At 61.5% G+C, this 15,825-nt stretch carries 15 protein-coding genes; 10 read left to right on the top strand and 5 right to left on the bottom strand.

All coding sequences use genetic code 11. The features are described 5' to 3' along the window. Positions 1–217: 217 nt before the first annotated feature. Positions 218–1,093, bottom strand: a complete 876-nt coding sequence (locus tag PL640_RS13200; RefSeq protein WP_271362236.1) for a phosphodiesterase — start codon at positions 1,091–1,093, stop codon at positions 218–220. A gap of 235 nt (positions 1,094–1,328) precedes the next feature. Between PL640_RS13200 and PL640_RS13205 the strand changes: the two genes are divergently transcribed. Together PL640_RS13205 and PL640_RS13210 are read left to right on the top strand one after the other, a co-directional pair. Beyond that, on the top strand, positions 1,329–1,790 hold the full coding sequence (locus PL640_RS13205; RefSeq protein WP_142840383.1) for a tRNA (cytidine(34)-2'-O)-methyltransferase: 462 nt from the start codon (positions 1,329–1,331) through the stop codon (positions 1,788–1,790). Positions 1,791–1,964: 174 nt separating this feature from the next. Further along, positions 1,965–3,617, top strand: coding sequence for a Na/Pi cotransporter family protein (locus PL640_RS13210; protein WP_271362237.1), 1,653 nt, complete (start codon positions 1,965–1,967; stop codon positions 3,615–3,617). A 55-nt stretch (positions 3,618–3,672) separates the two neighbouring features. Here PL640_RS13210 and PL640_RS13215 read toward each other — a convergent pair whose 3' ends face one another. Then, a complete protein-coding gene (locus PL640_RS13215; protein WP_142840385.1) occupies positions 3,673–3,945 on the bottom strand; it encodes a hypothetical protein in 273 nt (90 codons plus the stop codon). Between the two features lie 131 nt (positions 3,946–4,076). On the opposite strand from PL640_RS13215, the gene hemF reads away from it, so the two are divergent. From hemF to PL640_RS13230, 3 genes are all read left to right on the top strand, one after another. Then, on the top strand, positions 4,077–4,988 hold the full coding sequence (gene hemF, locus PL640_RS13220) for an oxygen-dependent coproporphyrinogen oxidase (RefSeq protein ID WP_142840386.1): 912 nt from the start codon (positions 4,077–4,079) through the stop codon (positions 4,986–4,988). A 122-nt stretch (positions 4,989–5,110) separates the two neighbouring features. Then, positions 5,111–5,380 carry a hypothetical protein gene (locus tag PL640_RS13225; protein ID WP_142840387.1) on the top strand — a complete coding sequence of 90 codons (270 nt, stop codon included), beginning with the start codon at positions 5,111–5,113 and terminating at the stop codon, positions 5,378–5,380. Between the two features lie 145 nt (positions 5,381–5,525). Further along, the gene (locus PL640_RS13230) at positions 5,526–5,711 is read left to right on the top strand and encodes a DUF1059 domain-containing protein (protein WP_046797940.1); all 186 of its coding nucleotides are present in this window, start codon (positions 5,526–5,528) and stop codon (positions 5,709–5,711) included. 26 nt (positions 5,712–5,737) lie between these two features. On the opposite strand, the gene PL640_RS13235 is transcribed toward PL640_RS13230, so the two are convergent. The 3 genes from PL640_RS13235 to PL640_RS13245 are packed head-to-tail and all read right to left on the bottom strand — an operon-like array spanning position 5,738 to position 8,255. After that, the gene (locus tag PL640_RS13235) at positions 5,738–6,994 is read right to left on the bottom strand and encodes a CCA tRNA nucleotidyltransferase (RefSeq protein WP_271362238.1); all 1,257 of its coding nucleotides are present in this window, start codon (positions 6,992–6,994) and stop codon (positions 5,738–5,740) included. Then, positions 6,991–7,629 (bottom strand): NUDIX hydrolase, encoded by a 639-nt coding sequence (locus PL640_RS13240; protein ID WP_137003848.1) that lies wholly within the window; start codon positions 7,627–7,629, stop codon positions 6,991–6,993. The genes PL640_RS13235 and PL640_RS13240 overlap by 4 nt, the downstream gene beginning before the upstream one ends. After that, positions 7,626–8,255, bottom strand: a complete 630-nt coding sequence (locus tag PL640_RS13245; protein ID WP_271362239.1) for a DUF1285 domain-containing protein — start codon at positions 8,253–8,255, stop codon at positions 7,626–7,628. The genes PL640_RS13240 and PL640_RS13245 overlap by 4 nt, the downstream gene beginning before the upstream one ends. Before the next feature lie 175 nt (positions 8,256–8,430). On the opposite strand from PL640_RS13245, the gene PL640_RS13250 reads away from it, so the two are divergent. The 5 genes from PL640_RS13250 (at position 8,431) to PL640_RS13270 (ending at position 15,783) form a co-directional block, all read left to right on the top strand. Beyond that, a complete protein-coding gene (locus tag PL640_RS13250) occupies positions 8,431–9,441 on the top strand; it encodes an AAA family ATPase (RefSeq protein WP_065113889.1) in 1,011 nt (336 codons plus the stop codon). 36 nt (positions 9,442–9,477) lie between these two features. After that, complete coding sequence (locus PL640_RS13255) at positions 9,478–10,392, top strand: DUF58 domain-containing protein (protein WP_174034300.1); 915 nt, start codon at positions 9,478–9,480, stop codon at positions 10,390–10,392. Continuing rightward, entirely contained in the window at positions 10,389–13,199 is a 2,811-nt protein-coding gene (locus PL640_RS13260; RefSeq protein ID WP_271362240.1) for a DUF4159 domain-containing protein, read from the top strand. Before PL640_RS13255 ends, PL640_RS13260 begins: the two co-directional genes overlap by 4 nt. A gap of 1 nt (position 13,200) precedes the next feature. Then, entirely contained in the window at positions 13,201–15,285 is a 2,085-nt protein-coding gene (locus PL640_RS13265) for a hypothetical protein (protein ID WP_271362241.1), read from the top strand. Between the two features lie 84 nt (positions 15,286–15,369). After that, positions 15,370–15,783 carry a GNAT family N-acetyltransferase gene (locus PL640_RS13270; RefSeq protein ID WP_142840393.1) on the top strand — a complete coding sequence of 138 codons (414 nt, stop codon included), beginning with the start codon at positions 15,370–15,372 and terminating at the stop codon, positions 15,781–15,783. Positions 15,784–15,825: the final 42 nt, after the last annotated feature.

Below are 15,825 nucleotides of genomic sequence, written 5' to 3' on the forward strand. Positions count from 1 at the left end.
GGCACTACTGGGGCCGGGAGGCGAAAGCGAACGTAAATATCCATGAGAACCTCCCTAGCTGGTGTTGAAGATGTGGCCTTGTAGCGCAAAAATTAATCAATGACCAGTCGGAAAGATACTGGATGCGCCAGAAAACTCCCGATTGTGTCGAACAGTGCAAAATGGGCGGATTTACCCGCAAAGGTTTCCGCCCATCACTTAACCTGAATATGTCGCCTTATTCCGCTGCGTCCTGCGCCTGCCCGCTCTCATATTCCGTGACGAGCTCAACCATGCCGGCCTGCGTATGACGCTTGAGTTCCCGACGGTCGCTGGGCTGCGGTGCGAAGGTGACGGTCAGACCGGTATCCCGCACCGTGCCGATGGCGAAAGATGCACCTGACAGCATGCGCACACCCTCATGCAGCCACAACGGGTCGGTCGCGAAATGCTGGCCGATGCCGACGACAACGGGAATACCCTGCCAGTGTGACATGCGATCATAATGGATATGGCCCGCCAGAATGCCCATGACGTCGTGTTCAAACAACACTTCGTCCAGCGCCTCGGTATCGTCGAAGGACAGGGACTCCCACTCGGCGTCGGGACGGTCGAAATCGAGCGCCGGCGCATGGTGCATCACCAGAAGCTTCGGCAGATCGGGATGGTTTTCGAGTTCCTCCTCGAGCCATTCGATCTGGCCGGGCTCGAAAGCGCCACCGACCTTGCCGGGAACGCTGGTATCCATGACGATGACATGGATATCCGAAATCACCTGCGAATGGTCGTAGGGTGCGTCCAGATCTTCGTGACGGCCAAGCATGACGGGATAAAAACCGTCGCGACGATCATGATTGCCAAGCGCGAAAAGCACCGGCACATCCAGTTCCGCCTCAGCTATCAGGCGCTTGAGTTCTTCATAGCTGCCGGCATCGCCCCGGTTGGTCAGATCGCCGCTGACAACGATGAATTCCGGCGGCGGCACCAGCGCCTTGATCTGCGTAAGCGTGGCGGACAGCGTGGCCGACGTCTCGGAATAAAGATCATCATCCTGCACCTGCGGATTGCCGATATGCAGATCAGTCAGATGGACAAAATTCACCCGTTCGGACATGGCGTCCTCCTGTTGTTGCGTGCAGAAAATCCGGCTCGAAAAGATATCGTAACGGCCATGTCCGATGTTGCGGGCAGGCCTGACGATGTGCTGGTGAATGGGTAGCCGCCCTGTGTGTCACGCGAATGAATATCCGGCCGGCAACGGCACCGGAAAGGGACTTTTTGTGCCGCATCTGTTGCCCGCCCGCCGCCCGTGATAATCGGGCAGGCACTCCAATCGCCATGAGAAAACCATGCCTGAAATCAGAATAGCCCTTTATCAGCCCGATATTCCCGGCAATACCGGCACCATCCTGCGATTGGCCGCCTGCCTTGGCCTCGGCGTCGATATCATCGAGCCGGCCGGCTTCGATATTTCCGACCGCAATCTGAAACGGGCGGGCATGGATTATATTGCCGCGGCGGCGCTGACGCGCCATGTCAGCTGGGATCGCTTCGAGGAATGGCGTGCAACCACCGGCCGCCGCCTCGTTCTCGCCTCCACCAAGGCCGCCCTGCCCTATACTGATATCAGCTACCGCACCGATGATATCCTGCTCTTCGGCCGGGAAAGTGCCGGCGTGCCTGACCATGTGCATGAAAAGGCGGACGAGCGAATCATCATCCCCATGGTGCCCGGACAACGCTCCATCAACGTCGCCATGTCGGCGGCGATGATCACCGGCGAGGTCCTGCGTCAGACGGAATGGGCCTGACCTGCCATCTTTGCAGCCATTTTTTCAGGCAAATATGAAAATTGACCGGTTTCATCGCGAAACTGTCGCAACATGGCCTGTACCGGACGCGTTCACGCTCCTATACTGATTAGCCGGGCAATTAAAAACCACCCTCGCCGGAACAATCCGCCGGCGGGTGTGAGGAGACGTAGAATGCAATCCACCATTGTCATCGTCAACCTTCTCGGCGCGGTCGCGCTGCTGCTTTTCGGCTTGGCGCAGGTCAAGGACGGCGTCACCCGCGCCTTCGGCATGAAACTCAGAAGCGTGCTGGCCACAGGCACCCAGAACGGCCCGCGTTCCTTCTTTTCCGGCTTCTTCGCCACCGTCGCACTTCAAAGCTCGACGGCAACGGCACTCACAGTCGCCTCCTTCGCCGAACGTGACCTCATCAAACCGCGCATGGCCCAGGTGGTGCTGCTTGGCGCCAATGTCGGCACCGCCGTCACCGCCTGGATTGTGGCGGCCGGCGTGGAATGGCTGTCACCACTTTTGATCCTTTCAGGCATCATTCTCAAGAAGGGCAGTTCCAATGCCAGACAGGGCGGCGGAACGGCAGTGATCGGCATCGGCCTCATGCTCCTGTCGCTGCATCTTTTGAGCGGGGCCACCGAACCGATGCGCGCCTCCCCCGCGCTTGGCGTCTTCATCGGCCTGCTGGATGGTGCATGGCCCGTCGCGTTGATCTTTTCCGCGGTGCTGGCCTTCGTCTCCTCCTCCAGCCTCGCCGTCGTGGTGCTGATCCTGTCGCTGGCCGCCACCGGCACCCTGTCCACCGGGCTCATCATCGTTCTCATTCTCGGCGCCAATCTCGGTGGCGCCATTCCGCCGGTCATCGCCACACTTTCCGGCCCGGCCTCCGCGCGGCGCATCACCATCGGCAACCTCGTGGTGCGCACCATCGGCTGCCTCATCGCCATGCCGCTCGCCTCTTACGGTGCGACGTATTTGCAGCAATTGCCGCTTTCGCCGGCCAAATTGCCTGTTGATGCGCATCTCATCTTCAACGTCATTCTGGCGGCGGTGGCCTGGCCCTTCTCCGGCTTGATATCCGATCTGATGGCGAAACTCGTGCCGGGCGATCCGAAGGCTGAAGACGGCCCGAATTTCCTCGACCAGCAGGCGCTTGATATGCCGGTCGTCGCGCTTGCCAACGCCACCCGCGAGGTTTTGAGCGTCGGCGATAGTATCGAACGGATGCTGATCCGTGCCGAAAATGCCTTCAAGCATAATGATCTGGCGCCGCTTCAGGAAGTTTCCCTGCTCGAAAAGAAGGTCGACCGCCGTCAGCAGGAGGTGAAGGTCTATCTTTCGCAACTGGGGCGCAAGGGACTTGCCGACGAAGAAGCGCGCCGTTCGATCGCCATCATCGACTATGCGATCAATCTCGAACATATCGGCGATATCATCGAAAAAGGCATCTGCGAGCAGATCCGCAAGAAGGTGCTGAACAGCTTCAAATTTTCCGACGACGGGTATGAGGAGCTGAAGACCCTGTTCGACATGACCATCGAGAACCTGCGGGCCGCTCAAAGCATTCTGGTCACCGGCGATTTCGATCTTGCCCGGCGGCTGATGGAAAGCAAGGTGGATATACGCCGCCTCGAAAAACAGTCTTCAAACCGCCATCTGGAGCGGCTGCGGGACGGCTTGGCGGAAAGCATGCAGACCAGCTCGCTGCATCTCGACATGCTGCGGGATCTGAAGCGCATCAACGCTCATATCGTAACGGTGGCCCACCCCATTCTGGATGAAAGCGGCGTGCTGATCGAAAGCCGTCTGCGTTATGCCGAACCGCGCGCCTGAGCCAGGAAAAATGGTCCCCGGCTTTCCGCCCGGAAATGCAAAACCGCTCTGAAACTCAATCGGCCGAGGGGAGCCTGCGCATGGTGAATTCGATGCGATCGCCTTCCAGCTGCCGCCAGCTTTCCACTTCCGTCCAATAGGCGGCCTTGGGAAAGCTGTCGAACCATTCGCGCGCCTTGGCGCGGGCCTCTTCACGCCCAAGACAGAAGGTCTGGCGCACGAACATGCCGTCACGTTTCTGTTCACCGCCGGCGCTTTCGCGTTCCCTGCGGTGATTGGCAATCCTGCGCTTCAGCCCGTCGAGGGGCGGTCCGGCAAATTTCGTCATGATATTCACCTCTGGCACCTACATCGATAAAGATAGTGTCGGCACGCCGCCTTGGCGAGTCGAATTTGTGCGCGGCGCAAACACCTGCTAGACGCGGCAGGGAACGGACTTCACCGCAGGAGAGAAGAGATATGGAACGGCCAATCTTGCCGAAGGGCTTGCCCGAGGACATCGAAGACAAGAAGGCCGTTGCCCAGGCGTGGTTCCAGCATCTGCGCGACACCATCGTCACCTCCTTCGAAACGCTCGAAAACGACCTGACCGGCCCCTTGGCGGATCAGGAGCCCGGCCGCTTCGTGCAGAAGGACTGGCTGCGCGACAATGGCGAAGGCGGCGGCGGCAAGATGTCGATGATGGAAGGCCGCGTCTTCGAAAAGGTCGGCGTGCACACTTCCACCGTCTATGGCGAGTTCTCGCCGGAATTCCGCCAGCAGATACCGGGTGCGGAAGAAGATCCTCGCTTCTGGGCCTCGGGCATTTCACTGATCGCCCATCCGGTCAACCCCAATGTTCCGGCCGTGCACATGAACACCCGCATGGTCGTCACCACCAGCCACTGGTTCGGCGGCGGTGCGGATCTGACACCCGTGCTGGGCCGCAGACGGACGCAGGAGGACGCGGACAGCCAGCTGTTCCACCGCGCCTTCGAGATCACTTGCAAACGCCACCCGGTCGCCGATTATCCGCGCTACAAAAGCTGGTGCGATGACTACTTCTTCCTGAAGCACCGCAACGAAGCCCGCGGCATCGGCGGCATATTTTTCGACTGGCTGCACCCGGAAGAAGAAAAGGGCGGCTGGGACGCCAATTTCGCCTTCGTGCAGGATGTCGGCCGCGCCTTCAATCTGGTCTATCCGAAAATCGTTCGCGCCAATTTCAACCAGAACTGGACGGAAGAGGATCGCGACGAGCAGCTTATCCGCCGCGGCCGTTACGTGGAATTCAACCTGCTTTACGACCGTGGCACCATCTTCGGCCTGAAGACCGGCGGCAATGTCGAATCGATCCTGTCGTCTCTGCCGCCGGTGGTGCGCTGGCCTTAAAAAACCTCACGCAAATTTGACGCTCATCAGCCAATTTGTCGCAAATAGCGCAAATTAGGACTTATGGAAAAATCAAGGCAGTGATAGTCTCCTCCCGCAGACGTACTGGAGGAGCTATCGTCATGATTACTTCGAACAGCATGCCTATTTCTGCTGCCCCCGAGGCGGCACCGCAATCCATCGATACCCCCGAACTGATCGACCGCCTGGCAGCGGAAATGCGTGCCACGGGCGATCGTGAACTGCCGCATTCCTTTTATGTAGAACAGGTAAAGCGCACCCTTGCCGGACAAACGACGGCACGGCGGGCGGCCAATGACGAAATGCCTCGTACAAAAATTCCGGCAGCCGGCACATCCTCTGTTTTCCAGTGCTGGGCAATGCCGGAATAGGGGCCAGAATAAGGGCCAGAATAGAGACCCGAACAGGGTCGAAGGGTGTCGCTCTGGAACATAAGCGGCAACCGTTCGTTTCTTGGCAGAGGGACAGCATGTCCTTTCAATGCTGTCCCTCACTCGAAACAGGGAGGTAAAACCAATGAGACTGTTTGAATGTGGAACGCTCGTGCCCGGCTGTGCCTGGCATACACGCGCCGATGACGACGCCGAAGTTGTGCGCCGCACGGTGGAACATATGCGCTCGGCCCATGGCGAAACCACGATCCGCGAAAACATGATCGACAATATCAAGGCCCGCATCCGCGACGAGGCAAATGCGGCTTAAGCCGAACCGCCATCATCGCTGCGGTCTCAATTCTCCAGCATGGTTTTAAGCCGGGCGGTCAGCGCTGCCCGGTCCAGCGAGAAATTGACGTCGATCCACTTTTCCTCGAGGCTTTTCAGCACCTCGCCCACCTTCGGGCCAGCCTCGACGCCGGCAGCCATCACATCCGCACCGCTCAACGGAAATCCCGGTTTTTTGAATTTTTCCGCCCTCGTCAGCAACGTCGAAAGACGCGCCACTTTCTGCATCGCCGCATCACCCGCCGAAAGGTCGGCGCGGGCCGAGGCAAGCGCCAGCTTCAGCCGCGTCCTCACACCCTCGACACCCTGGCGATAAAGCAGCCGGTCAAGCGCTGTCTCCTTCATTTCGGGGTCGATCACCGGGGCGGAAGCCCAGCCAGCGAGATATCCCGCCTCAGCCTTGGACAGCCTCAGCCGCGCCGCAAGTGCTGCCAACCTGTCCTTGTCGGGCGGCACGATGGCGGCAAGCCGCAGCATAGGGTCCACAGTCCAGCCGAGGGACTGCTCCGTCGCCACCAGCCCGTGAATGGCATCGATGCCCCATTTTTCCGTTTCGGGCAGAATTTCCGCCAGCACGCCCGATTGCCGCATCCACAAAAGGGCGCGGGAAGGGTCGCGGGCGGAAAGCAGTTTTTTCGTCTCGCTCCAGACGCGTTCGGCCGAAAGCGTCCCAAGCTTGTCCTTGGCCCGGGCGCTGGCACGCAAACCGTCGGCATCGGGCCGACCTGAGCCATAATGGGCGAAAAACCGGAAAAACCGCAGGATACGAAGATAATCTTCCGCAATCCGCATCGCCGCATCGCCGATGAAGCGCACAGTGCGGGTTTCCACATCGGGAAGACCATCGATGAGGTCGATGATCTCGCCCTTTTCGTTGGCGTAAAGGGCGTTGATGGTGAGGTCCCGCCGCTCGGCATCGGTCTGCCAGTCGGTGCCGAATGCAACCTGCGCATGGCGGCCATTGGTCTCGACATCGCGGCGCAACGTCGTGACTTCAAAGCCTTCGCCATCGATCACCAGCGTCACCGTGCCGTGCTCGATGCCGGTTGGCACCGCCTTGATACCGGCCGCTTTCGCTCGCTGAACAACCACATCGGGGGTAAGCGTCGTTGCCATGTCGACATCGACGACCGGCAGGTCCATCAGCGCATTGCGCACCGCGCCGCCGACGATCCGCACCTCGCCGCCATCGGCATTCAGAAGCGTAAAGATGCGCTTCAGCGCCGGTTTTTCAAACCAGTCCCGCCCGGCAAGGCTATTCATGTATAAAACCTCTCGTAAATCGTTCGCACGATGCCCGCCGTAATGCCCCAAATATAGCGTTCGCCATAGGGCATTTCGTAGAAAAACCGCTCCTTCCCCTGAAAGATGCGACTGCCGCGACCGTGATTGGCCGGGTCCATCAAAAAGGACAACGGCACCTCGAAAACCTCGTCCACCTCAGTGGGATTAAGCGTTAAATCAAAGCCGGGGCGGACGACTGACAGCACCGGCTTGATGCGAAAACCCGTCCCGGAAATATAATCCGGCAGCCGTCCAACCGTCTCCACGAAAGAACGCGAAAGACCGATCTCTTCTTCCGTCTCGCGCAGCGCCGCTTCTTCCGGCGTGCGGTCCTCGGCATCGATGCCGCCGCCCGGAAAGGAAATCTGGCCTGAATGCTGGCGCAGGGTTGCGGTGCGCTGGGTGAAGATCACCCGCGCCTCGTTGCCATCGTCGATAACCGGTATCAGCACTGCGGCATCCTTCAGCCGGATGCCATTGCCAGACAGCACCACACCCGGATTGAGCACGTGGTCGCCATTTTCCCGCTCGGCCACGCCCTCGCCTTCCTGCAGCACCCGGCGGCGGAAATCGGTGGCGGTAAAAGCCTTGAGGCCCGTCGTCATCATCGTCATTCTGAAAGCCGTTCCAGTTCCTTGGCGGGCATCACCGGAAAGATCACCCCGCCCGAGCGCACCGCAAACATGTCGACGCCATCCACGTCGATCACCTCGCCGAGTGCCACGAGATCATACATCACGGCCCGTGAGACGAGCGCCTCCAGCCGGCCGCGCACCAGAAGATAGGGTTTCAATTCGCGGTTTTCACCGAAAATTTCAAAGCGCAGCGGATGCTCCGGCCCCGCCTCCACCACGTCGCCGACATTGGTGCGAAAGGTCAGCAGGGATTCGCCATCCGCACCAGCCGCAGTCACCGTCATTTCCACGGCGACGAAGGGTGCATCCACCACCCGGATGCCGACTTTTTCCACAGGAGTTACAAGGTAGGTCCTGCCGTCCTCATCCTTGCGCAAAACCGTAGAAAACAGCCGCACCAGAGGTGCCCTTCCGATGGGCGTCCCGAGGTAGAACCATGTGCCATCGGCGCGGATTTCCATGTCGAGATCACCGCAAAAAGGCGGATTCCAGCGCTCAACCGGGGCCGGCCCGCGCTTGGCATCGCCGCTCTGTTCGGCGGCACGGAAAATCATCGCCGCAAGCCCCGCCGCATCATCAGCCGAATTTATCGTCTCCGCTGCCATATTCGAGTCTCGCTTTGCCGATAAGGAAATACTAAGTCACGACATAGTCATTCGAATGGCGCTTGTCAGCGGCCAAGAGAGCAATAAGCTAGATGCAGCGCAAAATCCGCCCCGGTTGGCAACCAGCAAAACCGGGATGCGAATGCGACAGCGGCGAAGGTATGAGGAGAGCGACATGGGCGTGATGAATACCGGCGAAACCCTCGATGAAAAGGCCATCGTCGCCTCGGCCGAAAAGGCGCTTTCAGACATAGCGGCCATCCGCACGGAGGTCTCCAAGGTCATTTTCGGCCAGGAAAAAGTGGTGCAGAACACGCTTCTCGCCATCCTCTCCGGCGGCCATGCGCTGCTGGTCGGCGTTCCCGGCCTTGCCAAGACAAAGCTCGTCACCACGCTCGGCACCGTCCTTGGTCTGGATGCCAACCGCATCCAGTTCACGCCGGACCTGATGCCTTCGGACATCCTCGGTTCCGAAGTCATGGATCAGGACGAGAACGGCCGCCGGTCCTTCCGTTTCATCAAGGGTCCGATTTTCGGCCAGCTGCTGATGGCCGATGAAATCAACCGCGCCAGCCCGCGCACGCAGTCCGCACTTTTGCAGGCCATGCAGGAATATCACATCACCATGGCCGGCCAGACCTATGAGCTGCCAAAGCCGTTCCACGTTCTCGCAACCCAGAACCCGCTGGAACAGGAAGGCACCTATCCGCTGCCGGAAGCCCAGCTCGACCGTTTCCTGCTGCAGGTCGATGTCGGTTATCCCGAGCTTGCCGCCGAACGCCAGATCCTGCTCGACACGACGGGCACCGCCTCCGGCGAAGCACGCGGCGTGATCGGTGCCGAGCGCCTGATGGAAATCCAGGCCCTCATCCGCCAGATGCCGGTCAGCGACAAGGTCGTGGACGCGATCCTTTCGCTCGTCCGTTCCGCCCGCCCCGGCCATGGCAACAAATTGACCGACAAACACGTTGTCTGGGGTCCGGGTCCGCGCGCCGGCCAGTCGCTGATGCTGACGGCCCGCGCCCGGGCGCTCTATGAAGGCCGCCTCGCCCCCTCGCTGGACGATGTCCATGCACTGGCCGAGCCGGTGCTGGAACACCGCATGGCGCTGACCTTTGCGGCCCGCGCCGAAGGCATGTCGGTGCGCGATGTGATTGCGGCCCTCGTGGAGCAGGCGAAGAATTAAAAGACGCGTGCCTAACCTTTCGCGAAAGGAGTGCCTGTGGCATCCATCGGCCAGATCGTAGACAAGACGCCGGGTAGCGAAGTTCTGGCGCGCGCGCGCCAGCGTGCCGCACTGGTGCCGGACTGCATGGTCGAGGCAAAGCGCATCGCCAACACCGTCACCGCCGGTTGGCACGGCCGCCGCAAACGCGGCATCGGCGAAAATTTCTGGCAATTTCGCCCCTATGCCGAAGGCGAAAGCCTGTCGCGCATCGACTGGCGGCGCTCGGCCCGCGACGACCATACCTATGTGCGCGACCGCGAATGGGAGGCAGCCCACACCATCTGGCTCTGGGCGGACATGTCGCCGTCGATGATGTTCAAATCCACCCTCGGCTCCGTCTCCAAGGAAAGCCGGGCGCTGGTGCTGATGCTGGCGCTGGCGGAAATCCTGGCGCGCTCGGGTGAACGCATCGGTTGCCCCGGCATCATGGAGCCGGTCTCGGCCAGAAACGCCGCCGAACGGCTGGCCGCCGCCATCATGCATGCGCCGCTGACCACGGGCATGCCGGAAACGGGCATGATCCGCGGCGCGAGCGACATTGTTCTGATTGGCGATTTTCTCGATGATGCGAAAAACGTGATGGAGAAGATCTCGCCTCTGGCGCGACGTGGCCTGCGCGGCCATGTGGTGGAAATTGCCGATCCGGCCGAAGAAACCTTCCCCTATTCCGGCCGCACCGAGTTTACCGATCCGGAAACCGGCGAAAAACTCGTATCCGGTCGCGCCGAGACCATTCGTGAGGATTACACCCGCGCCTATCTCGCAAGACGCGAGGCGCTGTCCTCGTCGCTGCGCCGTCTCGGCTGGAACTTCGTCTTCCACCGCACCGATCATCTCGCTTCCGAGGCGCTTGTGGCCGTTCACATGTATCTTTCCGGCGCGCCGGCACAGGGCGGTGGGCACCGATGAGCGCATTGCCTTTCGTCTTCACCAGCCCCTACATCCTCTTCGGCCTGCTGGCGCTGCCCGCCATCTGGTGGCTGCTGCGGCTCACCCCGCCGCGCCCCAAGGCGGAAGTGTTTCCGCCACTGAAGATATTGGCGACGGTGCTGAAACGCGAGGAAACACCGTCGAAAAGCCCGTGGTGGCTGACCCTTTTGCGCATGGCGCTTGCCGCCGCCGTGATTTTTGCGCTGGCCGATCCGGTGGTGAACCCGCGCAACAACAGCATCGCCGGCAGCGGCCCGCTGGTGCTGGTGGTCGACAACAGCTGGGCCGCCGCACCCGACTGGGAAAGACGCGTGGCCACCGCTCAGGCCCTGATCGGCGATGCGGAGCGGGCCGACCGCCCCGTCTCCATCAGCTTCACCGCCGATGCCGAACATGATGCCGTATCGGGAACGACAGCCGTGGCGCTGGAAAAGCTCGCTGCCGCCAAGCCGAAACCGCTGATGCCGGACCGCGTGCGCACGGCCGAAGCCATCACCGAGGCGCTGAACGGCACAACCCCCGGCACGCTCGCTTATATTGCCGATGGTGTTCAGACCGCGCAGGATGAAAACGCGATGGGAACGCTTGCCAGCCTCTCGCCGGCCGAATTCCGCATCGTGAAGGGCGACGGCAAGACCATCGCCGCCATTACCGGCGCCACCAACAATGCCGATGCCATGAGCGTCACCCTTTCGCGGCTCGACACGGCCGAAGCCGCCCGGCTGACCGTCAATGCGCAGGACAGCCAGGGCCGCATTCTCGCCAATGGCACGGCCAGCTTCGCCCCCGGCGAGGCCGAAACAACGGCAACCGTGGAAGCCCCCTTCGAACTGCGCAACGATTTCGCCCGCCTCTCCCTCGAAGGCGTTTCGACGGCGGGCGCCGTGCATCTGCTGGATGACGGTTTCCGCCGCCGCCGCGTGGCGCTGCTGGCCGGCGAAACCGGCAATGATTTCCAGCCGCTGCTGCAGCCGCTTTATTATATCAGCCGCGCGCTCCAGCCTTTTGTCGATCTCATTCCGCAGCGGCAGGCCGATCTGGCGCAGGCAATCCCGGAGATCCTGCAATCCAACCCGTCCGTCATCGTCATGGCCGATATTGGCCGACTGCCACAGGAAACCTATGAGCCAATGCAGCGCTGGCTTGCAGCCGGTGGTACGCTGATCCGCTTTGCTGGGCCACGTCTTGCAGCGGCCCCGGCTGACGATCCGCTGGTGCCGGTGACGCTCCGGCAGGGTGAACGCGCGCTTGGCGGCGCGCTCTCCTGGGCGGAGCCACAGCCGCTTGCCGATTTCCCTGCTTTCGGCGCCTTTGCCGGCATGCCGAAGGCCGATGGCATTCTCGTCAAACGCCAGGTTCTGGCCGAACCGACACCCGATCTGGCTGAACGCACCTGGGCAAGCCTTGCCGATGGCACGCCGCTCGTCACCACCCGCACTGTCGAGGCAGGCCGCATCGTGCTCTTCCATGTCAGCGCCGAGGCAAGCTGGTCCGACCTGCCGATCTCAGGCCATTTCGTCGATATGCTGCGCCGTATCGTGCAATTGTCGAAAGCGGGCGGCGCTTCGGCTTCCGCCAATGCCCCGGCCGCAGCCCTGCCCCCGTTCCGCCTCCTGACAGCCGAAGGCGCGCTATCCGCCGAAATCGGCACTGCCCGGCCGCTGGAAATGCGCGCCGGCCAGCCACCGCGCACCGGTTTCGACAATCCCCCCGGCCTTTACGGCACAGAGGATGGTTTCGTGGCTCTCAATCTCCTGCCCGCAGGTGCGACGCTGCGCCCGCTTGACGCATCCGTCGCCGGTGTCAGCACCACCAGTGAAGCGCTGATCGGCGAAACCGCGAAATCGCTGCGCCCTGCTTTGTTCATCGCCGCCTTCCTGATGCTGATTGCCGACAGCCTGATCGTGCTCTTCATGAACGGTGCCTTCGCACGCCTGCCGAAAGCCCGCAGCGCGACAGTTGCCACCCTGCTGCTGGCGCTTGGCGCCTTTGCCGCCATGTCGCCAACCGATGCCCGCGCCGACGATCCAAAACCCGGCGACGAGCAGATTTTCGAGCGGCTGGACACCACTCATCTCGCCTATGTCCGCACCGGCGAGGATGATGTCGACCGCATTTCCGAGCAGGGTCTCCAGGGTCTCAGCGAATTCCTGACCTGGCGCACTACGCTGGAACCCGGCCAGCCTGTTGGACTGGATATTTCCAAGGATGAATTATCCTTCTATCCGATCATCTACTGGCCGGTATCGGCGACGGCCCCCATGCCGTCGAGCGCCGCGATTTCGCGCATCGATGCCTATATGCGCGCCGGCGGCACCGTGCTGTTCGATACGCGCGACCAGTTCTCTTCGCTCGATACCGGCGCGACCAGCCCTAACGGCGAACGCCTGCAGGCGATCCTCGCCAATATCGATATTCCGCCGCTGGAGCCTGTGCCGGAAGACCACGTTCTGACGCGGTCCTTCTACCTGCTCACCAATTTCCCCGGCCGTTACAATGGTTCGCCGCTCTGGGTGGAATCACGACAGGGAGCCGCCAAGACCACCTCGGGCCTCTCTTCTTCCGGTGATGGCGTGACGCCGATCATGATAACGGGCAATGATTTCGCCGGCGCCTGGGCCGTCGATCCGCAGGGCGCGCCGGTTCTGCCCACCGTGCCGCCGGATGAGATGCAGCGCGAACACGCCTTCCGCTCCGGCGTCAACATCATGATGTATATGCTGACTGGCAACTACAAGGCCGATCAGGTTCACGTTCCCGCACTTCTCGAACGGTTGGGGCAGTGACATGACATTGACCTTCTCCCCATTCCTGCCGTGGATCGTGATCGCCGTTCTGGCCGTCGCCGCTCTTGCGCTCTCCTTCATCGGCCTGTGGCGTGGCGTGCGCGGCGCATGGCTGCGCGGGCTGGCGCTTGCCGCCTTGCTGGCTGCCATCGCCAATCCGCTTCTGACGCAGGAGGAACGCGAGCCGCTTTCCACCATCGTGCCCGTCATCGTCGACCGTTCGCAGAGCCAGGACGTGCAGGACCGGCCGCAAATGACCGATACGGCGCTGGAGACGCTGAAAGACCGGCTATCGCGCTTCCCGCGTATCGAACCGCGCATCGTCGAAGTGCGCGATGATGGTGAGAGTGATTCCCCCTCGACCCAGCTTTTCTCGGCCCTTTCCTCGGCCGTTTCCGATGTCTCGCCGTCCCGCGTCGGCGGCGCGATCTTCCTCAGCGACGGCCAGATCCACGATATCCCGAATGCCCTGCCCAATGCCGAACAGGCGCTCGGCTTCCGCGCCCCCGTGCATGGGCTGATCACCGGCAAGGCTGATGAATTCGACCGCCGCATCGAGATCGTCCGCGCCCCGCGCTTCGGCATCGTCAACGAGGAACAGCAGCTGACGCTGCGCGTCTTCGACGACGGCCGTCCCTCAGGCGGCGGTGCGGCGGAAGTAACGGTGAAGATGAATGGCGAAGAAATCGCCACGCTTCAGGCCACACCCGGCCAGCCGACGCCGTTCAGTTTCAAGGTTCCGCGTGGCGGCAACAATGTCATGGAATTTTCCGTCGCCGAGCTTCCCGGCGAAGTGACTGCTGCGAACAACCGCGCCGTTCATCTGATCGAAGGCATCCGCCAGAACCTGCGTGTGCTGCTCGTCTCCGGCGAGCCGCATGCCGGCGAACGCGCCTGGCGTAACCTGCTGAAATCCGACGCCTCGGTCGATCTGGTACATTTCACCATTCTGCGCCCGCCGGAAAAACAGGACGGCACGCCGATCAACGAGCTCTCGCTGATCGCCTTCCCGACCCGCGAATTGTTTGTCGAAAAGATCGAGGATTTCGACCTCATCATCTTCGACCGCTACCAGCATCGCGGCGTGCTGCCGATCCTCTATTACGATTATATCGCCCAATATGTCGAAAAGGGCGGCGCGCTCCTGATTGCCGCAGGCCCGGAACATGCCGGTCAGGATTCGATCGCCATGACGCCGCTCGCCTCCGTGCTGCCGGCCCAACCGACGGGTCAGGTGCATCAGGCGGCCTTCTATCCCCGCCTTTCGGAAGCGGGCAAGAAGCACCCTGTCACCCGCGGGCTGGATGGATCGGCCAACGAGCCGCCGCAATGGGGCCGCTGGTTCCGCACCATCAGCGTTGACCCGCCGCAGGGCCAGACCGTGATGCTCGGCGACGGACAGGACCCGCTGCTGGTGCTGAACCGTCAGGGCGAAGGCCGTGTCGCCATGCTTCTGTCCGATCAGGGCTGGCTGTGGGCGCGTGGTTTTGAAGGCGGTGGCCCGCATGTGGCGCTTTATCGCCGCATCGCCCATTGGCTGATGAAGGAGCCCGAGCTTGAAGAAGAGGCGCTGACGGCGCGGGCCAATGGCCGCACATTGGAAATCACCCGCCAGACCATCGGCGACGATCCCGGTCAGGCAAGCGTGCGTTTCCCTTCCGGCAAGACCGAAAACATGGCCTTCACCACCACCGAGCCCGGTCTTTACAAGATCGAGCGCCGCATGGACGAAACCGGCCTGTTCGAAATCAAGAACGGCGATTTCACCACCCTCGTCCATGTCGGCGCGGTGGATGCGCCGGAGTTCAAGGCGATGATTTCGACGACTGAGACGCTGAAGCCGCTGGCCGACGCCACCAGGGGCAGCGTGCACCGTGTCGCCGATAATTCCGACCGCATCGCGCTGCCGGATATATTGCCGGTGCGGGGTGACATCAGGGTTGCCGACGAGGATCGCATGCTGATACGTCTGACCGACGAGACGGTGCTGAAAGGCGTCAACACATTGCCGCTCTTTGCCGGTTTTGCCGGGCTTGGCGCCCTGCTGCTTGCCTTCTCCGCGCTCTGGTGGCGTGAAGGGCGGTAAAACCTTGGCAGTAGTGCAAGACTTTCCGCGTCTTGAACTGGAAAACGACAAACGGCCGCCGCCCGGCGTCCGGGAAAGAAAATCATGAATTTCGTTTTGAGCGATGTCGCGGATGCGGACGCTGAAAAGGCCATCCGCGATCCGCTGGTGGCCTATAATATTGCCCGTTTCGGTGAAAGCGACAAGCGCGAGCTCAATATCACCATCCGCGATGACGAAAACGCTGTGACCGGCGGTCTGGTGGGATATACCGGCCGCGGCTGGCTTTATGTGCAGCTTCTTTTCGTGCCGGAAACCATGCGCGGAAAGGGCACGGCTGCGAAGCTGCTTGCGATGGCGGAGGAAGAAGCCAGAAAGCGCGGCTGCACCGGCGCTTATATCGACACCATGAACCCGGATGCGCTGCGGCTTTATGAGCGCTACGGTTTCACCAGGATCGGCTCGCTCGCGCCGCTTTCCAGCGGCCAGTCGATCACATGGCTGGAGAAGCGCTTCTAGAGCATTTCAACTCACAATGCGTGGCGTTTTTACATTCGGAAA

The sequence above is a fragment of the Agrobacterium sp. ST15.16.024 genome (assembly GCF_027956545.1).
Taxonomy (GTDB): Bacteria; Pseudomonadota; Alphaproteobacteria; order Rhizobiales; family Rhizobiaceae; genus Agrobacterium; species Agrobacterium cucumeris.